The following is a 17,888-nucleotide window of genomic DNA, read 5'->3' as shown; positions in this document are numbered from 1 at the left end:
CAAAAGATCTTCAGGTGATATAAGGCCGTATCCCATGATCGCGGAAATACCGTTCGATCACCTTCGGATCGGCGCTGTAATCGGCGATCGCCACATAGGTATCGGGGCGCAGCAGGTAAAACCCGTTGCGCGCCAGTCCCACGGTTTCAAACACCGGTCGCCAGTCGAACACCTGCAACGGCAGGTGATGCGCGCTGCACCAGGCGATCATCTCGTCACTGGTTTCGCCATACACATGCACCTGCCAGGTCAGGTATTTCAGCGATTCGAAGTTGTCCCCTTCATCGTCGTGGGCCCAGGGCAGGCGATCACCGCCGTGAATATGGCCGGTAACGCCCTCACTCAATGGCATGCCACGATAGTTGAGGGTGGTCTGTGACACCGTGCGAAACAGGAACTCCCGGACCGCCTCGAACGAGATCATTTTCGGGATCAAAAAGGGCGCCACGCGCATGCGCATTACGTCGGCAATTGGCCCATCGGCCGTGACGAAATTGAACACCCGATCAGTGGTAGCCACCAGGCGCTGGGCAAAGGCGATGCGTTCGGTTTCATAACTGTCGAGCAGTTTGGCCGTGGCGCTGCCACTTAACACCGCCGCGAGCTTCCAGGCCAGATTGATCGCGTCGCCAATCCCGGTGTTCATGCCCTGGCCACCCGCCGGGCTGTGGACATGGGCGGCGTCACCCAACAGAAACGCGCGTCCGGTACGAAAGTGATCCGCTACCCGGTGATGCACGCGGTAGGTCGAGAACCAGTTCACCTGATCGATCTGCACCTTTAAATTCTCGATGGCCCGTCTGCTGACGTCTGCAAACTGGAGGGTTTCGGCGCGCTCGGCGCGTTCGTCGCGAACCGTGCCGATCAGTCGGGCGCGACCTTCGCTGGACAAAGGAAAAATGGCGAGAAAGTCGGCTTCGTCGAGGTCCACATGCAATTCACCGTTGAACGTCGGGCCGCGGGCCTGCACATCCGCCACGTAAAAAATCTGCTGATAGGTGCCCCCCGGAAAATCGGTGTCCAGGGATTTGCGCACGATCGAGCGGGCGCCGTCACAGCCTGCGAGGTAACAGGCCTGACAGGTTTGCTGCTGTCCATCAGGTAAGCGCAGTGTCGCGGTGATGCCATCGCCGGTTTCCTCGAAACTTTGCAATTCGGTGTTGCGCTCCACCGTAATGCCAAAGGTCTCCAGGCGTTCAATCAGCAGTTGCTCGTGCTCGTCTTGCGGATAGATTTCCAGGAACGCATAGGGCGTCAAACCCTCGCCGATGGCGCTCAGCGGCAGGTGCGCGACCGGTTCGCCCTTGACCCAGAAATTCGCGGCGCACACTTTATGGCCGTTCTGCACCACGCCGTCGCTGAGGTCGAGCTGGCGATACAGCTCCAGCGTTCGGGCCTGTACTGCCAACGCGCGTGAGGTAGTACCGGGGGTCGAGGTCTTGTCGATAATCCGCACCCCAATCCCCAGCTTGCTCAGCCACAGTGCCAGGACCAGCCCGGTCGGGCCGGCGCCGATGATCAGCACGTCGCTACGGTTCATGAGCCTGTCCTCCTCGGTGTGTGGATCAAGTATGGTTCAACCGGGGGGCACTCGCAGGCTCGACAGCGGCTACGGAACAGGGAGAGGGCGGGATAGTCATAGCCTGCGCCATGCCATTGATCGTATGGTTAACCCGGCTCAACGGATTTGATGGAGCACCATGCAAGCCAATCGATTGATCATGAGCGTGGCCGCGCTGTTGGTACTGGCCGGTTGCGGCACTCAGCGCCCTCAGGAACCGCCGGCCCGCAAGCCTGCCGAGGTCAAGGCCGAGATCGTCAGCCTGCTGCCGGCCAAGACGGTCGACCGCCAGGGCTGGGCCACCGACATCTACGCGGCGTTTGCCGCGCAAAAGATTTCGCCGACCACGCAAAACCTGTGTTCGGTGCTCGCGGTCGCTGAGCAAGAGTCGACGTTTCAGGCTGATCCGCCGGTGCCGGGCCTGGGCAAGATCGCCCGGGATGAAATCGACCGCCGCGCCGATAAGGCCCACATTCCCAGCTTGCTGGTCAGCGGTGCCTTGCAGGTGCGTTCACCCAACGGCAAAAGCTACAGCGACCGACTGAATGCCGCGCGCAGCGAAAAAGAGCTCAGCGCGATTTTCGATGACTTCATCGGCATGGTGCCCATGGGCCGGACCTTGTTCGGCGGCTTCAACCCGGTACACACCGGCGGGCCGATGCAGGTCAGCATCGACTTTGCCGAGCAGCAGGCGCGGGATTATCCCTACCCGGTGAACGGCTCGATTCGTCACGAAGTGTTCACCCGTCGCGGTGGCCTGTATTTCGGTATTGCCCACTTGCTCGGTTATCCGGTGAGCTATAAGCAGCCGCTGTATCGCTTCGCCGATTTCAACGCCGGTTGGTACGCCAGCCGCAATGCGGCGTTTCAGAACGCGGTCAGTCGTGCGACGGGTATCCCGCTGGCGCTGGATGGCGACCTGGTGCGCTACGACTCGATCATGCCCGGCACCACGGAACTGGCGGTGCGCACCCTCGGCAAGCAATTGGACATGCGCAACCCGACCATTCGGGATCAACTGGAGGAGGGTAAAAGTCTTCAGTTTGAGGACACCAGGCTCTATCAGCGCGTCTTCGCTTTGGCCGAACAGGCCGAAGGCCGGCCATTACCCCGGGCGGTGTTGCCGGGGATCGTGCTGCAAAGCCCGAAGATCACCCGCAAACTCACCACAGCGTGGTTTGCCAAGCGAGTCGATGAGCGTTATCAGAGCTGTATGAGGCGTGCGGGAGGGTAACCGGGCAAGCTCGCTCCCACAGGGTTCGCGCGCAGTCTTTGGCATCTGCTACAAAGAGAGAGTCGCAGAGGAGATTTAGTCATGTACCAGCTCTATGGGTATCAGAATTCGGGTGCGGCCGCCATCGAAGCCGCGCTGGAACTGTGCGAGGTTCCTTATCGCTTCATCGACGTATCATCGTCCCCGGAGGCGGTGCATGCGCTGGAGAAGCTCAACCCGCTCAAGCAGGTTCCCACTCTGCAACTGCCCGATGGCGGCGTTCTTGCCGAGAGTGCGGCCATCCTGATTCACCTGGGCCTCACGTTCCCGGAGTCGAACCTGTTGCCGGAAAATCCGATTAAGCGCGATCAGGTGATTCATGGCCTGGTGTACATCGTCAGCAATTGCTACAGCGCCATCGGTATCATCGATTACCCCGAGCGCTGGCTGGGCGAGGCGGACGAGTCGTCCCGGCAAAACCTCATGGCCGGTGCCCGCCAACGCCTGCATTGGCATTGGGAGGTGTTTGCCGATCAGTTCGCCGGCAAGTTGTACCTGGACGACGGAAAACCGGGCGCGCTGGATATTCTGGCAGCGGTGGTAACGCGGTGGGCCGGTACCCGGGAACACTTGCGCATTGCGCGGCCGGGGTTCTTCGCCTGGCTCGAACGCTTCGACCGCCACCCTGCATTGGCACCGGTCTTCTCGCGGCATTGGCCATAGGAACACCACCAAACACATGTTGTGGGGGGCGGGCTTATCTGTGGCGAGGGAGCTCTTGTGGCGAGGGGGCTTGCCCCCGTTGGGTCGCGAAGCGGCCCCAAAAGCTTTGCGACTGCTTCGCAGCCGAACGGGGGCAAGCCCCCTCGCCACAAAAGCCCCCTCGCACAGTGTGCAATCACTCGCCGCGAATGTACTGCTCCAGCTGCCGAATCAGTTCAGCCTGTTCGGCAATGGCTTCCTTGACCAGGTCGCCGATCGACAGCAAACCCATCAGCTCACCGTCCTCCACCACCGGCAAGTGCCGCAGGCGTTTGTCGGACATGATGCCCATGCAGGTTTCGACGGTTTGATGGGTGTCCACGGTGATCACCGGCGACACCATGATGTCGCTGACCGGTGTGCCGACGGAGGAGCGCCCCTTGAGCACCAGTTTGCGCGCATAGTCCCGCTCACTGATGATGCCGACGACCTTGCCATCTTTCAGGACCGGCAACGCGCCGACGTTTTTGGCGGCCATCACCATCAGCGCTTCCAGCACCATTTGATGAGGCGCAATGGTGTGGACTGCCTGATTCTGTTGGGCCTTTAACTTGAGCAACTGGGCGACGGTTTTCATGACGGCTTCTCGGGTGTTGTCGTTGTCCTTGAAGAATCGTAGAGACAGGCTCACAGAGCAAGGTGCAAAACGGCAGATAACACGCAAATAGCGTCATTCAGTGATTTTTCTTTGTAAACGCCCGCAGCCCTCCCGGGCACCCTGCGCAATTGTGGCGAGGGAGCTTGCTCCCGTTCGGCTGCGTGGCAGTCGCAATCCGATAAACGCGGTGTGCCTGAGAGACCGTGTTGGCAGGTTTGAGGCCCGCTTCGCAGGCCAACGGGGCGGTGCGGCGTTCCGACAAGCCCCCTCGCCACACCGGCAATCACGCGTAGAATCACCACTTGAATCAGATCGTTGAGGTTGCAGTGGTGGATTTACAGCAGGGCTTCGTCCTGACCCGGCATTGGCGCGATACCCCGGCCGGAACCGAAGTCGAATTCTGGCTGGCGACCGATGCCGGTCCCCGGCGCATCCGTCTGCCGCATCAACCGTCGGTCGCGTTCATTCCACAGGCCATGCGCGAGCAAGCCGAAGCGGTGTTGCGCGGCGAAAAGAACGTCGAACTGCGGCCGTTGGCGCTGCTGGACTTCGAGCACCGCCCGGTGCTGGGCCTGTATTGCCAGCAGCACGGCCAGTTGATGCGCCTGGAAACCGCACTGCGCAAATCAGGCGTCGAGGTATTCGAAGCCGACATCCGCCCGCCGGAACGCTACATGATGGAGCGGTTCATCACCGCGCCGGTTTTGTTCGGTGGCACGGCTGGCGCCGACGGCCTGCTGCTCGACGCGCAAATGAAACCCGCCCCCGGCTATCGGCCGAATCTGCGGCTGGTCTCGCTGGACATCGAAACCACCGCGCAGGGCGAGCTGTATTCCATCGCCCTGGAAGGCTGCGGCGAGCGTCAGGTGTACATGCTCGGGCCGCCCAATGGCGATGACAGCGGGGTGGATTTCCAGCTCGAATACTGCGATTCGCGAACCCTGCTGCTGAAAAAACTCAATGAGTGGTTCGCCCGGCACGACCCCGACGCCATCATCGGCTGGAACGTCGTGCAGTTCGACCTGCGCGTCCTGCACGAACATGCCCGCCGCCTGGCGGTGCCGCTGAAGCTGGGGCGTGGCGGCGAAGAAATGCAGTGGCGCGAGCACGGCAGCGGCAATCATTATTTTGCCTCGGCTGCCGGCCGGTTGATCATCGACGGCATCGAGTCGCTGCGTTCGGCGACCTGGAGCTTCCCCTCGTTCAGCCTGGAAAACGTCGCGCAAACCCTGTTGGGCGAGGGCAAGTCGATCGACAACCCGTACCAGCGCATGGACGAAATCAACCGCATGTTCGCCGAGGACAAGCCGGCCCTGGCCAAGTACAACCTCAAGGACTGCGAACTGGTGACGCGGATCTTCGCCAAGACCGAGTTGCTGACCTTCCTGCTGGAGCGCGCCAGCGTCACCGGTTTGCCGGCGGATCGCAGCGGTGGTTCGGTGGCGGCCTTCACTCACCTGTATATGCCGCTGATGCACCGCCAGGGCTTCGTCGCGCCGAACCTTGGCAATAAACCACCCCAGGCCAGCCCCGGCGGTTTTGTCATGGACTCGCAGCCGGGGTTATACGAATCGGTGCTGGTGCTCGACTACAAAAGCCTCTATCCGTCGATCATCCGCACCTTCCTGATCGACCCGGTGGGCTTGATCGAAGGGCTCAAGCATCCCGACGACAGCGAATCGGTGCCAGGTTTTCGCGGTGCCCGTTTCTCACGGACCCGGCATTGCCTGCCGGCCATTGTCGCCCGGGTCGCCGAGGGCCGCGAAACCGCCAAGCGCGAACACAACGCGCCGCTGTCCCAGGCCCTGAAGATCATCATGAATGCCTTCTATGGCGTCCTCGGCTCCAGCGGTTGCCGCTTCTTCGATACGCGACTGGCCTCATCCATCACCTTGCGCGGGCACGAGATCATGTTGCGTACCCGCCAACTGATCGAAGCTCAGGGCCATGCGGTGATCTATGGCGACACCGACTCGACCTTCGTCTGGCTGCGTCGCCCCCATGGTCAGGCTGAAGCGGCGCAGATCGGCCACGCGCTGGTGGACCACGTCAACCAATGGTGGCGCGAGCATGTGAAGCAGGAGTATGGGTTGGAAAGTGCCCTGGAGTTGCAGTTCGAAACTCACTACAAACGCTTTCTGATGCCGACCATTCGCGGTGCCGAGGAGGGCAGCAAGAAGCGCTATGCCGGGTTGGTTACCCGTGCCGATGGCACCGACGAGATGGTCTACAAAGGCCTGGAAACCGTGCGCACCGACTGGTCGCCGCTGGCCCGGCAATTCCAGCAGGAGTTGTACCTGCGCATCTTCAAACGCAAGCCCTATCAGGATTACGTGCGGGACTATGTGCGCAAGACGTTGGCCGGTGAGTTCGATGAGCGCCTGATCTACCGCAAACGCCTGCGTCGGCCCCTGGATGACTATCAACGCAATGTGCCGCCCCATGTGCGGGCCGCGCGGATCGCCGATGACTACAACGATCAACAGGGGCGGCCACGGCAATATCACAACGGCGGCTGGATCAGCTACGTGATCACGGTCGCCGGCCCCGAGCCGCTGGAAGTGCGCAGCGCGCCGATCGACTACGACCATTACATCACCCGGCAGCTGCAACCGGTGGCGGATGCCATCCTGCCGTTCGTGGATGACGATTTCTCAACGCTGATTGGGGGGCAGCTGGGCCTGTTTTGAGTCCAGCAGCGACAGCGTCCAGTCATCCGGTATGCCGTGAAAGTACTGATCCAGCGCCTGATGGAACAGGCTGCCTTTTGGCGAAACCTGGGCGAACAGTGTCATCGATGAATGAAACTTGAGGTTGTCGGGGTGCCCGAAAATCTTGGTGATCGAACGTTGAGGAACATCCAGCACCAATTGCGTGCAGGTACGCAAGCGCGGCCCCAGCAACGGATGCTTCAGGTACGCCACAGCTTCCTCGCTGGAGTGAATGGCAAAGTAGCGGGACATTTCGCTGTCACCCAACCCGGCAAACTGCGGAAAGATGAACCACATCCAGTGCCGGCGCTTCTGGCCGGCGCGCAGTTCATCCTGAACCCACTCGAACACAGGATCCTGCGCCTGGACGAAGCGTGGCAAATTGAAAGCGTCGAGCTGATCGGTACTTCTCATGCCGATGCCCTCTGATAGAACCGCGATGGCTCAGACCATGGCCAACCGCTGCTTGCGTTGTGGCGCGCGAAACGCTTGGTCCAGCGCCTCCAGATCCCCGACTTCAAGCTGCAATTGTGCCGCTTGCGCGTTGAGCCGCACATGCTCGGGGTGGACCGCTTTGGGGATGGCGATCACCCCGTTCTGACGCAGAATCCATGCCAGCGCTACCTGCGCAGGTGTCGCCTCGTGACGGGCGGCAACCTGCTTGAGCGTCGGATTGGCCAGCATATGCCCGCCCTGGCCGATTGGACAGTAAGCCATCACCGGCATTTGTCGCTGTTGGCTCCAGGGCAGCAGATCGAATTCGATGCCGCGTTCTTCCAGGTTATACAGCACCTGATTGGTGGCGCAGGCCGGTGAGGCCAGCTCTTCCAGGTCGCCCAGGTCAAAATTGGACACGCCCCAACGGCCGATCTTGCCGTCTTCGCGCAGGCGTTCGAAGGCTTCGACGGTTTCCTCAAGGGGATACTCGCCGCGCCAGTGCAACAGATAAAGATCGATGTAATCGGTATTCAACCGCCGCAGGCTGCGTTCGCAGGCCTGGGGGATGCCTCTGCGGCTGGCGTTGTGAGGGTAGACCTTGCTCACCAGGAAAACCTGGTCGCGCAGGCCTGTGATGGCTTCACCCACCACCTCTTCGGCGCCCCCTTCAGCGTACATCTCCGCGGTGTCGATCAGGGTCATGCCCAACTCGATACCCAGGCGCAGCGCTGCAACTTCCTTGGTGTGTCGGGAGCGTTCCTCTCCCATGTGCCAGGTGCCTTGGCCGATGACCGGCACAGGGCGGCCGGCCAGCTCAAGAGTCCGCATGAATCCTCCTTGTCGAAGTCCGATCGATACTACAGTTGGCAGCAAAATAGCAGGGTGGTTCCGTCGCCATCATGAAAGATCACAGCCTGCGGCAGCTCCTGCGAGGGCGGGGCACACCCGCGATATCACGGGGGTATCCAGCTCCCTGGAGCTGCCGAAAGCTGCGATCTTTTGATCTACCGGGCGGAGAACCTGAACACGGTGGTCTGGGCATAGGTCTTGCCCGGATCCAGCCGCGTGGACGGGAAGCTCGGCTGGTTCGGCGAGTCCGGATAATGCTGGGTTTCCAGAGTAAAGGCACCCCAATGCGGGTAAATCTTGCCGGCCTTGCCCTTGACCGAGCCGTCGAGGAAGTTGCTGGTGTAGAACTGTACGCCAGGTTCGGTGGTGTAGAGCTGCAAGCGACGGCCGGATTGCGGATCGCTGACATCGGCGGCGAGTTTGCCCAGGTCGCCCTTGGCGTCCAGCACCCAGTTGAAGTCAAAACCGCCGTGTTTCGGTTCGGCGAATTTCAACTGCGGGTGATCGGCCTTGATGTGTTGACCGATGGCGGTCGGTTGAGTGAAGTCCATCGGCGTGCCGGCGACCGGGGCTAGTTCACCGGTGGGGATCAGTTTGCCGGTGACTGGCGTGTAACGGGCGGCGTGCAAGGTCGCCAACTGCTTCAACACATCGCCGTTACCCGCGCCGGCCAGGTTGAAATAGCTGTGGTTGGTCAGGTTCAGCACCGTGGGCTTATCGGTGCTGGCCTTGTAGTCGATGCGCAGCTCATTGTTCTCGGTGAGGCTGTAGGTGACCTCGGTTTTCAGGTTGCCGGGGAAACCCATTTCGCCATCCGAGGACAGGTACGTCAGCGTCACGCCCACCGAATCCTTGCCCTTGCTCGGTTCGGCTTTCCACACCCGCTTGTCGAAACCTTGAGCCCCGCCGTGCAGCGAATTGCTGCCGTCGTTGAGCGGCACTTGAAAGCGCTTGCCATCCAGCTCGAAGGCGCCGTTGGCCAGGCGATTGCCGAAGCGGCCGATGGTCGCGCCGAAAAACGCCGTGCCACTTTGATAACCCTGCACGTCGTCGAAACCGAGCACCACATCGTCGAGCTTGCCGTTTTTATCCGGCACTTTCAGCGACTGGAGAATCCCGCCGTAAGTAATGACCGTGGCCTGCAGGCCGTGGCTGTTGCGCAAAATGTATTGCTCGACGGGCGTGCCGTCATTGGTTTTGCCGAAGGCTTTTTGTTCGCTGGACAAACCAGTGGCGTGAGCGGAGAGGGTGGCGATCATCAGGGAGAGTCCGAGGCCGGAGAGCAGGTGTCGGGATTGAAGCATGGTTGACCTTCCTTTTTGTTGTTTTTAAGAAGTAGTCATACTAATGATCGTGGTTTTACGCGATCAAGGAAGGATTTATAGCTTATGCATCGAGTATTGCAATTATAAAGTATGACTAATTTGTGAGCTCTTTCGCGATGATTCGCGCTTACGGACCACCGGCACTGCACTTTTTCAGCTTTCACGGTTCTATCCTTGGCCAGCCCGCAGCGATCCCCACTGCCGGCCCATGCCCAAGTTCAAGAACCCATGGCTCGAGTTTTACCCCGTTTTACCCTACACATTCGCCGTCATTGCTTGCTGCTGATAAGCCTGTCGATGCTCCTCGCCAGTGGTTGCAGCCATCAGCCGGGCAACGATGTCATCAACCAGTTTCGCGATGGCAAACCCCAGGAATTCCTCCAGACCAGCGTCGACCGCATGGCGACCCTGACGATGCGCGACAACCTCGAAAGCCTCTACCTGCTGATGAACAAGCTCTACCTGCGCAACCCGCAGGAGCTGAAAAAATCCGGCTTCCTCGATGTCGGTACCGCAGAAAAGCAGGTGCGCATGGCCATCGAACAGCAAGAGCCGCTGCCCACCCTCGGCGGCAAAAAAGACCTCGCGGCGCTGAGCTTCGCCATGAGCCCGGAATTCCTCGGTGACCGGGTCGGCGCATTCATCTATGCGATTGGCAGCATGCTGGTGACGGCCCATGGCAATCGGCTGGAGTTCTACATGACGGATGCGCTCAACCCGACCTTCGTCAGCAATGCCGCGCGCAACATCGAAAAAGCCACTTGGATCTTGAGCCAGCGGCAAAACAGGCAAGGCGAGCCTTTGCTGTTCTCCAACGAAATTTCGGAGGAGGGCAGCAACCTGAGTTTTGCCGTGGAGTTCGGCAAAATCGTCGCGCGACTGGACCTGCTGACCCAGATGCTCGATGAGCGGTACCGGCGGATCGGCCTGAACTACGCCCAGAGTCTGCTGTTCCTGAATTTTTTGCCGGTGCAGTGAGATGTCGGATAAAGCGCAATTCTTGTGGGGTTGGTATTGAGTGGGGAGTCGCTGTTTCAAATCGGTGAATTGGCATAACGATAGACCGCATCGATATATGTGGTTATAAGAAAAATCGCTATGCTGCTGACCGGTTTGTTTCCTGCGAATTTCTGGGCGTATTAATGGATTTCGGTAATTTCGGGTTGGTCGTGGCGGGTCTGGTGGTCGGCTTTATTGTCGGCATGACCGGTGTTGGGGGCGGTTCGTTGATGACGCCAATCCTGCTGTGGTTCGGCGTTAACCCGGCCACGGCGGTGGGCACGGATTTGCTGTACGCGGCCATTACCAAATCCAGTGGTGTGCTGGTTCATCGCAAGAACAAGAACATCGACTGGGCGATCACCGGTTGGTTGACCCTCGGCAGTGTGCCGGCGGTAGCCCTGACGCTGTGGTTCCTGAGCACTTTGCAAACCTCGCCCGAGGCGATGAACGCCGTCATCAAACAGGCGCTGGGCTTCGTATTGTTCGCCACGGCGCTGGCGATTTTCTTCAAGAAACGCTTGCTCGATTTCGCTCACAAACGGGCGGGCGGTCAATACAACCCCAGCGGTTCCCGGTTGAATGCACTGACCGTGATCACCGGTCTGGTGCTAGGCACCATGGTGGCCCTGACCTCCATCGGCGCCGGCGCCTTGGGCACCGTCGCGCTGTTCATCCTGTATCCGCTGCTGCCCACTCGTCGCCTGGTCGGCACCGAAATCGCCCACGCGGTGCCCCTGACCCTGGTCGCCGGCCTGGGCCACGCGAGCATGGGCAACATGGATTGGCACGTGTTGGGCTTCTTGCTGGTCGGTTCGTTGCCTGGGATTTACCTGGGCAGCCATTTGACCGGGCGCATCTCCGACGAACTGCTGCGTCCGTGCCTGGCGACGATGCTGGTGCTGATCGGCTATAAACTGGCGTTCTGATCCGATACCGCTTCCCGAGTAAAAATCTCCAGCAGATGCCCGTCCGGGTCATCGAAATACACCCGCCGGCCACCGGCGTAATCGTTGATCTCGTTGGGCCGCTGCTTACCGGGGTCGGCCCACCACGGCTGCTTGATCGCCTGCAGGCGAGCGAAGGCCGCATCGAAGTCGTCGTCACCAATCAGGAACGCATAGTGCTGGGACGCGATGGGCGGGTCGTTGTTGTAGAAATCCAGCGACACCCCGTTATCGAACTTGACCACCAGCATCGGCCCGAACGGCTCGGGATCGGGCAGGCCGAGGAGGTCGGTCAGGTAGCGTGCCGAAACCTGTTTGTCACGGCACCAGACGATGGTGTGGTTCAGCTGAGCGCTCATGGATAAACCCTCACGATGAATCAGCTATGAGATTAGCTCAGGCTGTTGCGCAATGACCGCCCTGACCTAAGCTTGGGCAAGGCGGAACACAATCGCGGTGCATCGCCCGGAACGATCACCGCGATGCGCAATCATTAGAGCGTGGATATCAAAAGGAGATGCGCATGCTCATCAGGTCTTTGACCCTGGCTACCCTGTTGGCTTTCGTCGGTCCTTCATTCGCCGCCGATGACGATTCCCCTCTGGTTAAAGACGTGGGCCGGGCTCGACCCCTGATTGTCATCGCGCCCAGTTCAGTGGACCCGGTTTGGCTCAACCTGAAAAAATCACTGGACGACTCTGCCAACCGCAAGGGCTTCACCGATCGAAACATGGTGCTGTACACCGTGATCAATACGATGGGCCAACGGGACGGCAAAGACCTCGACCCGCAATCGACGATGGCGCTGATCCGCTCGCTCAAGCTGGGTGCTGGGGCGAAGAGCAAAATCATCCTGATCGGCAAGGATGGCGAAAAGAAGCTTGAGCAGTCGGATGCGGTCGAGTTGAAAGAGATATTCAACACCGTCGACCAGTTGCCGACGGCCGAGAAGGAAGCAACGGTACCGGTGCCAGCACCGGTGGCTGAAGTCGCACCGGCCAAAGGTGCTAAAGGCACCAAAGGCAAACCGGCGAAGCCTGCCAAGCCGGCTGAGCAGCCGGATGATTGAATTGAGTTGAGTAGTCGTGAGAAGGCTTACCCCAATGGGCGACCCCAACAGGTCGCCCATTTTGTTTGCCAACGGAAATCTGAAACTTGGTGACCCATTGTGGTGAGGTAACCCTGTGGCGAGGGGGCTTGCCCCCGTTCGGCTGCGCAGCAGTCGTAAACCCTGCATCCCAGGCCTATCTGATGTACCGCGGTGACTGGTTCGGGGCCGCTGCACAGCCCAACGGGGGCAAGCCCCCTCGCCACAAGTGAGTGGCTGCCGGGTTACTGGGATCAATCGGCCAGCGCACTCAATATTTTGTGAGCGATTTTGATCCGCTCCGGGTTCGGGTAGTTTTTGTTGGCCAGGATCACGATGCCGATGTCCTTCGCCGGGATAAAAGCGACGTAGGCGCCGAAGCCGCCGGTTGAGCCGGTTTTGTTGATCAGCAAAGTGTCGCGTTGAGGTTGCGGTGGGGTCAGCCACTGGACTTCATGGGCCTCAAGCGCCATCTGCGACGAGTTACCGGCCAGTAGGGTGTCGAGCGTCACCGGGTAGTTGTAGAGCTCCCATCCCAACCCTTGAGTCATCTCGCCAACCCGGTAATAACCGGTGTGAGTGCTGGCGATGGCTTGCTGCAAAGGCTTTTCCAGCGACGCGGGATTCATGTTCGCCTCGACATAGCGAAGCAGGTCCGCAGCGCTGGTTTTCACGCCGTACGCTTCGGAATCCAGCGCACCCGGCTCGACCCGCACAGGCTTGTCATCCTTGCTGTAACCCTGGGCGTAAAGCGCCATCTGATCCTGCGGCACCTTGAGGTAGCTGTGCTTGAGGCCGAGTTTCGGCAGCAAGGTTTTCTCCATCAGCTCATCGAACGGCGCCCCCATGCTCTGGGCTGCCAGATAACCGAACAGCCCGAGGCTGGGGTTTGAATACTGGCGATGAGTGCCGGCGGCGTAGGTCGGTTTCCACTGTTTGAAATAGCCGAGCATCTTGTCCTGACGGTCTGCCTCGCCAGGGAATTGCAGGGGCAGGCCGCCGGCGGTGTAGGTGCCGAGTTGCAGCACGCTGATGTTATCGAACGCGCTGCCGCGCAAGGCCGGGAGTACCTGGCTGGCGTTGTCCGACAAGGACAGTTTGCCGCTCGCCTGGGCATAGGCGGCGAGGGTGGCGGTGAAGGTTTTGCTCACCGAACCGATCTCGAACAGGGTGTTTTCGGTGACGGCTTTACCGTTTTCTTTCGAGGCCACGCCGTAGTTAAAGTAATGCGGCTGACCATGGACGGTGATTGCGATCGCGAGGCCGGGGATCTTCTGTTGCTGCATCACCGGTTCGACGGCGGCTTTAACGATGGTTTCGATGCGCTCGTCAGCAAAGCTGTGGCTGGCACCGAGGAAAAGTGCGAAAGCACTGTAGGATATGAGTTTCTTCTGATTTTTTTTACGCATGATTGAGACGCTGTCCATGATTGTTCGTGGTGTTAACCGCTACACTCCGAGCGGTCTTTCAAGGCGGTCCGCTGTTGGGTGAGCCAAATCTAGGCAGTTTGGCGAAGACCGGCAAACGACGATATTTCGGATGAGCCATTAGAAAATTTTGGGGGCTGGCATGATTCGACCTCATTTGCCGCTGAATGCGTTGCGTGCTTTCGAGGCTTCGGCGCGCCATTTGAGTTTCACCCGGGCGGCCGTGGAGTTGTGCGTCACGCAGGCGGCGGTGAGCCATCAGGTCAAAAGTCTTGAAGCCCAGCTTAACGTGACTTTGTTCAAACGCCTGCCCCGCGGCCTGATGCTGACCAGCGAAGGTGAAACCCTGCTGCCGGTATTGCGCGAATCCTTCGACCGGATTGCCGAAACCCTGGAGCGTTTCGAGGGTGGGCATTTTCGTGAAGTGTTGACGGTGGGCGCCGTGGGGACGTTCGCGGTCGGTTGGCTGTTGCCGCGATTGGCGGATTTTCAGAAGAAACATCCGTACATAGATTTGCGCCTGTCGACCAATAACAACCGGGTGGACGTGGCCGCTGAAGGCCTGGATTACGCCATCCGCTTTGGCGCGGGGGCGTGGCATGGGATTGAAGCGGTGCGGTTGATCGAGGCACCACTGTCGGTGCTCTGTGTGCCGGAGATCGCCCGGCAATTGCAGGCGCCAGAGGATCTGTTGCAGCAAACGCTGTTGCGCTCCTATCGCACGGATGAGTGGCCGGAGTGGTTTCAGGCGACCGGTCTTTCGGCCCATGCCGTGCTGCCCCGGAGCATCGTCTTCGATTCCTCGCTGGCGATGATGGAGGCTGCGTTGCAAGGTGCAGGTGTGGCATTGGCGCCACCGCTGATGTTTGCCCGGCAACTGGCGGCGGGCGCAATCGAGCAACCGTTCGCCATCGGGATCACCACCGGCAGCTACTGGCTGACCCGCTTGCAGTCGCGTCCTGAAACGTCGGCGATGGCGGCGTTCCGGGGCTGGCTGCTGCAAGCAGCCCAGATGAAATAGTGTGAACACCACTCCTTGTGGGAGCGGTGTTTCCAGAGGTTTAGCGCACCAGGCACGGCCGCTTGTTATCGAACTTCCATCCCGGAATCAGAAACTGCATCGCCACGCTGTCATCCCGCGCGCCGAGCCCCATGCCTTTGTACAGCTCATGGGCCTTGGCCAGTTGATCCATGTCCAGCTCAACTCCCAGGCCAGGTTTTTTCGGCACCTGTACGCAGCCGTCGACGATTTGCAGCGGCGCTTTGGTCAGGCGCTGGCCGTCCTGCCAGATCCAGTGGGTGTCGATGGCGGTGATCTCGCCCGGCGCGGCGGCCGCGACGTGGGTGAACATGGCCAGGGAAATATCGAAGTGGTTGTTGGAATGCGAGCCCCAGGTCAGGCCCCATTCATGGCACATCTGCGCCACCCGCACCGAGCCCTGCATGGTCCAGAAGTGCGGGTCGGCCAACGGAATGTCTACCGATTGCAGCTGAATCGCGTGGCCCATTTCCCGCCAGTCGGTGGCGATCATGTTGGTCGCGGTTTTCAGGCCCGTGGCACGACGAAATTCAGCCATGACTTCGCGGCCCGAGTAACCGTTTTCCGCCCCGCACGGGTCTTCGGCATAAGCCAGAACATGATGCTGATCCCGGCACAGGCGGATCGCTTCCTTGAGCGACCAGGCGCCATTCGGATCGAGGGTAATGCGCGCATCTGGAAAGCGCTCGGCGAGGGCGGTGACCGCTTCGATTTCCTCGTCGCCGCTCAACACGCCGCCCTTGAGTTTGAAGTCCTTGAAGCCATAGCGGGCGTGAGCGGCGACCGCCAGGCGCACCACGGCGTCGGCGCTCATGGCTTTTTCGTGACGGACGCGGAACCAGTCATTGTCGGCGCCCGGTTCATCGCGATAAGCCAGATCGGTTTCGTTGCGATCACCGACGTAAAACAGGTAGCCGAGCATCTTCACTTCATCACGCTGCTGGCCTTCGCCGAGCAAAGCGGCGACCGGCACGTCCAGGTGCTGGCCAAGCAAGTCCAGCAGGGCCGCTTCCAGGCCGGTGACCGCGTGAATGGTGATGCGCAGGTCGAATGTCTGTAAACCGCGACCACCGGCATCACGATCGGCGAAGGTCTGGCGCACTTGATTGAGGATCTTCTGGTACGTGCCGATCGGGCTGCCGACCACCAATGAACGCGCGTCTTCCAGAGTCTGGCGAATGCGCTCGCCACCGGGTACTTCGCCGACGCCGGTGTGACCGGCGTTGTCCTTGAGGATCACGATATTGCGGGTGAAGAACGGGCCGTGGGCGCCGCTCAGATTGAGCAGCATGCCATCGTGGCCAGCCACCGGCACAACCTGCATGCTGGTGATGATCGGGGCTTTTGCGGCTTCTTGTGGGTTCATTTTTTTGTCCTTTAAACCAATGTTCAAGCGTGATTCGGCGCTGGTTTGCCCAGTGCAACGGCCGGTGCGGGTTTCGGTTTATTGCGAGCGGCGAAGACGATGATCGCGGCGATGATCGAGGTGGCGGCCAGGCCGTAGAGCCCGCCCTGGATTGAACCGGTGTGTTCTTCCAGCAAACCGAAGGTGGTCGGCGCCACGAAGCCGCCGAGGTTGCCCACCGAGTTGATCAGCGCAATCACGCCGGCAGCGATCCGCGCATCCAGGTACGCCTGGGGAATCGGCCAGAACAGCGACGAAGCCGATTTGAAACCCAATGCGGCGAAGCAGATTGCAACGAAGGCGAAGATCGGCCCACCGGTGGTGGACATGAACATCCCCGCCGCAGCGATCAGCAGGGCAGTGGCGACCCAGGCTTGCTGGTGCTTCCATTTGCCCGACAGCGAGGCAAAGGCGTACATGCCGACGATCGACAGCAACCACGGAATCGAGTTGAACAAGCCGACCTGGATGTCGCTCAGGTCGCCCATTTTCTTGATGATGCTCGGCAGCCAGAAAGTCGCGGCATAGATGGTCAATTGAATGAAGAAGTAGATCAGGCAGAACAGGATGATCTGGCGGTCCTTGAGCAGTGTGCCCAACGACGGTTTGATCGGCGTTGCGGCTTCGCGGGCCAGTTGTTCGTCATCGATGGCTTTGACCAGTGCGTTCTGTTCGGCCAGGGTCAGCCATTTGGCGTCGTGGGGTTTGGAGTCCAGCCAGCACCAGACGAACACGCACAACCCGACCGAGAACATGCCCTCGATGAAGTACATCCACTGCCAGCCGTGCATGCCCCAACCGTTGATTTGCAGCAGTAGCCCCGACAGCGGGCCGGAGATCAGCGAAGCAATCGCCGAACCGCTGAGGAAGATCGCAATCGCCTTGCCACGCTCCACGCCAGGCAACCAGCGGGTGAAGTAATAAATTACCCCGGGAAAGAACCCGGCTTCCGCCACGCCGAGCAGAAAACGCAGGATGTAGAAGTGGGTTTCGTTCTGGATGAACGCCATGCAAGCGGCCACCAGGCCCCAGGTCAGCATGATGCGGGTCAGCCAGATTCGCGCGCCGACTTTTTGCAGGAGGATGTTGGAGGGCACTTCGAACAGCGCGTAACCGATGAAGAACAGGCCGGCACCGAGGCCGTAGGCGGCGGCGCCAATCCCTAAGTCATGTTCCATGTGGGCGCGGACGAAGCCGATGTTCACACGGTCGATGTAGTTGACGATGAACATGATCACGAACAGCGGCAGGACGTGGCGTTTCACTTTTGAGATGGCGGACTTCAGGACCGAATCGGCGCCATCGTTCATCCCGGGTATGGATGTATTCACTTGTTTTTCTCCCACTCGTTATTTTTATGCGGGGTGTGGCTGGGTGTAGCGTTGTTGATAGACATCATACAACTGGCTTTTTTGATTCGACAAGCACTGTTGTCCAATAAAATGGCTATTTGTCGGGTGATTTCTATGCTTTTTTGGGTCGGGTGTGGGGTTGTGATGGTGTTCGAGTGGTCAATTTGTTGAGTGT

The 17,888-nt window shown here is 60.0% G+C and carries 16 protein-coding genes; 7 read left to right on the top strand and 9 right to left on the bottom strand.

The genetic code is table 11. The features are described 5' to 3' along the window. Positions 1-10: 10 nt before the first annotated feature. Complete coding sequence (locus AC1RL4_RS07015; protein WP_019579979.1) at positions 11-1,540, bottom strand: FAD-dependent monooxygenase; 1,530 nt, start codon at positions 1,538-1,540, stop codon at positions 11-13. Between the two features lie 160 nt (positions 1,541-1,700). Here AC1RL4_RS07015 and AC1RL4_RS07010 point away from each other — a divergent pair, with 160 nt between their 5' ends. Both AC1RL4_RS07010 and AC1RL4_RS07005 read left to right on the top strand, forming a co-directional pair. Continuing rightward, positions 1,701-2,795 carry a DUF1615 domain-containing protein gene (locus tag AC1RL4_RS07010; RefSeq protein ID WP_019579980.1) on the top strand — a complete coding sequence of 365 codons (1,095 nt, stop codon included), beginning with the start codon at positions 1,701-1,703 and terminating at the stop codon, positions 2,793-2,795. A gap of 81 nt (positions 2,796-2,876) precedes the next feature. Further along, the gene (locus AC1RL4_RS07005) at positions 2,877-3,497 is read left to right on the top strand and encodes a glutathione S-transferase N-terminal domain-containing protein (RefSeq protein WP_230175214.1); all 621 of its coding nucleotides are present in this window, start codon (positions 2,877-2,879) and stop codon (positions 3,495-3,497) included. Between the two features lie 175 nt (positions 3,498-3,672). Here the strand turns inward: AC1RL4_RS07005 and AC1RL4_RS07000 are convergent, their stop codons facing one another. Then, positions 3,673-4,113 carry a CBS domain-containing protein gene (locus AC1RL4_RS07000; protein ID WP_007939416.1) on the bottom strand — a complete coding sequence of 147 codons (441 nt, stop codon included), beginning with the start codon at positions 4,111-4,113 and terminating at the stop codon, positions 3,673-3,675. Between the two features lie 350 nt (positions 4,114-4,463). Between AC1RL4_RS07000 and AC1RL4_RS06995 the strand changes: the two genes are divergently transcribed. Next, complete coding sequence (locus AC1RL4_RS06995) at positions 4,464-6,824, top strand: DNA polymerase II (RefSeq protein WP_230175275.1); 2,361 nt, start codon at positions 4,464-4,466, stop codon at positions 6,822-6,824. Here the strand turns inward: AC1RL4_RS06995 and AC1RL4_RS06990 are convergent. The 3 genes from AC1RL4_RS06990 to AC1RL4_RS06980 form a co-directional block, all read right to left on the bottom strand. Next, positions 6,789-7,259, bottom strand: coding sequence for a DUF1810 domain-containing protein (locus tag AC1RL4_RS06990; RefSeq protein WP_028941206.1), 471 nt, complete (start codon positions 7,257-7,259; stop codon positions 6,789-6,791). The two genes, AC1RL4_RS06995 and AC1RL4_RS06990, sit on opposite strands and share 36 nt — an antisense overlap. A 30-nt stretch (positions 7,260-7,289) precedes the next feature. Then, complete coding sequence (locus AC1RL4_RS06985) at positions 7,290-8,111, bottom strand: aldo/keto reductase (protein ID WP_019579985.1); 822 nt, start codon at positions 8,109-8,111, stop codon at positions 7,290-7,292. A 176-nt stretch (positions 8,112-8,287) separates the two neighbouring features. Beyond that, a complete protein-coding gene (locus AC1RL4_RS06980) occupies positions 8,288-9,436 on the bottom strand; it encodes an aldose epimerase family protein (RefSeq protein ID WP_019579986.1) in 1,149 nt (382 codons plus the stop codon). A gap of 249 nt (positions 9,437-9,685) precedes the next feature. Here AC1RL4_RS06980 and AC1RL4_RS06975 point away from each other — a divergent pair, with 249 nt between their 5' ends. Both AC1RL4_RS06975 and AC1RL4_RS06970 read left to right on the top strand, forming a co-directional pair. Further along, positions 9,686-10,435 (top strand): hypothetical protein, encoded by a 750-nt coding sequence (locus AC1RL4_RS06975; RefSeq protein WP_026331772.1) that lies wholly within the window; start codon positions 9,686-9,688, stop codon positions 10,433-10,435. Positions 10,436-10,599: 164 nt separating this feature from the next. Next, positions 10,600-11,385: a sulfite exporter TauE/SafE family protein gene (locus tag AC1RL4_RS06970; protein ID WP_019648385.1), complete on the top strand. Its 786-nt coding sequence runs from the start codon at positions 10,600-10,602 to the stop codon at positions 11,383-11,385. Here the strand turns inward: AC1RL4_RS06970 and AC1RL4_RS06965 are convergent. Next, positions 11,367-11,762, bottom strand: coding sequence for a VOC family protein (locus tag AC1RL4_RS06965; protein WP_007939410.1), 396 nt, complete (start codon positions 11,760-11,762; stop codon positions 11,367-11,369). The two genes, AC1RL4_RS06970 and AC1RL4_RS06965, sit on opposite strands and share 19 nt — an antisense overlap. 164 nt (positions 11,763-11,926) lie before the next feature. Here AC1RL4_RS06965 and AC1RL4_RS06960 point away from each other — a divergent pair, with 164 nt between their 5' ends. Next, entirely contained in the window at positions 11,927-12,472 is a 546-nt protein-coding gene (locus tag AC1RL4_RS06960; protein WP_230175216.1) for a DUF4174 domain-containing protein, read from the top strand. 272 nt (positions 12,473-12,744) lie between these two features. Here AC1RL4_RS06960 and ampC read toward each other — a convergent pair whose 3' ends face one another. Further along, positions 12,745-13,899, bottom strand: coding sequence for a class C beta-lactamase (gene ampC, locus AC1RL4_RS06955; protein WP_290371299.1), 1,155 nt, complete (start codon positions 13,897-13,899; stop codon positions 12,745-12,747). 160 nt (positions 13,900-14,059) lie between these two features. Between ampC and AC1RL4_RS06950 the strand changes: the two genes are divergently transcribed. Next, positions 14,060-14,938, top strand: coding sequence for a LysR family transcriptional regulator (locus tag AC1RL4_RS06950; RefSeq protein WP_019579991.1), 879 nt, complete (start codon positions 14,060-14,062; stop codon positions 14,936-14,938). 40 nt (positions 14,939-14,978) lie between these two features. On the opposite strand, the gene gudD is transcribed toward AC1RL4_RS06950, so the two are convergent. Beyond that, positions 14,979-16,322: a glucarate dehydratase gene (gene gudD, locus AC1RL4_RS06945; RefSeq protein WP_019579992.1), complete on the bottom strand. Its 1,344-nt coding sequence runs from the start codon at positions 16,320-16,322 to the stop codon at positions 14,979-14,981. Between the two features lie 23 nt (positions 16,323-16,345). Next, on the bottom strand, positions 16,346-17,692 hold the full coding sequence (locus AC1RL4_RS06940) for an MFS transporter (protein WP_230175225.1): 1,347 nt from the start codon (positions 17,690-17,692) through the stop codon (positions 16,346-16,348). Positions 17,693-17,888 lie beyond the last annotated feature (196 nt).

Source organism: Pseudomonas sp. GW822-FHT07A10, assembly GCF_058798795.1.
This window is presented reverse-complemented; position numbering and strand designations above follow the sequence as displayed.

Excerpts from the sequence above, each read along its gene's own strand:
- AC1RL4_RS07005 (WP_230175214.1), top strand. The coding sequence starts at position 2,877 with ATGTACCAGCTCTATGGGTATCAGAATTCGGGTGCGGCCGCCATCGAA.
- AC1RL4_RS06970 (WP_019648385.1), top strand. The coding sequence starts at position 10,600 with ATGGATTTCGGTAATTTCGGGTTGGTCGTGGCGGGTCTGGTGGTCGGC.
- ampC (WP_290371299.1), bottom strand. The coding sequence starts at position 13,899 with ATGCGTAAAAAAAATCAGAAGAAACTCATATCCTACAGTGCTTTCGCA.
- AC1RL4_RS07015 (WP_019579979.1), bottom strand. The coding sequence starts at position 1,540 with ATGAACCGTAGCGACGTGCTGATCATCGGCGCCGGCCCGACCGGGCTG.
- AC1RL4_RS06985 (WP_019579985.1), bottom strand. The coding sequence starts at position 8,111 with ATGCGGACTCTTGAGCTGGCCGGCCGCCCTGTGCCGGTCATCGGCCAA.
- AC1RL4_RS06980 (WP_019579986.1), bottom strand. The coding sequence starts at position 9,436 with ATGCTTCAATCCCGACACCTGCTCTCCGGCCTCGGACTCTCCCTGATG.
- AC1RL4_RS06975 (WP_026331772.1), top strand. The coding sequence starts at position 9,686 with ATGGCTCGAGTTTTACCCCGTTTTACCCTACACATTCGCCGTCATTGC.
- AC1RL4_RS06965 (WP_007939410.1), bottom strand. The coding sequence starts at position 11,762 with ATGAGCGCTCAGCTGAACCACACCATCGTCTGGTGCCGTGACAAACAG.
- gudD (WP_019579992.1), bottom strand. The coding sequence starts at position 16,322 with ATGAACCCACAAGAAGCCGCAAAAGCCCCGATCATCACCAGCATGCAG.
- AC1RL4_RS06950 (WP_019579991.1), top strand. The coding sequence starts at position 14,060 with ATGATTCGACCTCATTTGCCGCTGAATGCGTTGCGTGCTTTCGAGGCT.
- AC1RL4_RS06960 (WP_230175216.1), top strand. The coding sequence starts at position 11,927 with ATGCTCATCAGGTCTTTGACCCTGGCTACCCTGTTGGCTTTCGTCGGT.
- AC1RL4_RS07000 (WP_007939416.1), bottom strand. The coding sequence starts at position 4,113 with ATGAAAACCGTCGCCCAGTTGCTCAAGTTAAAGGCCCAACAGAATCAG.
- AC1RL4_RS06990 (WP_028941206.1), bottom strand. The coding sequence starts at position 7,259 with ATGAGAAGTACCGATCAGCTCGACGCTTTCAATTTGCCACGCTTCGTC.
- AC1RL4_RS07010 (WP_019579980.1), top strand. The coding sequence starts at position 1,701 with ATGCAAGCCAATCGATTGATCATGAGCGTGGCCGCGCTGTTGGTACTG.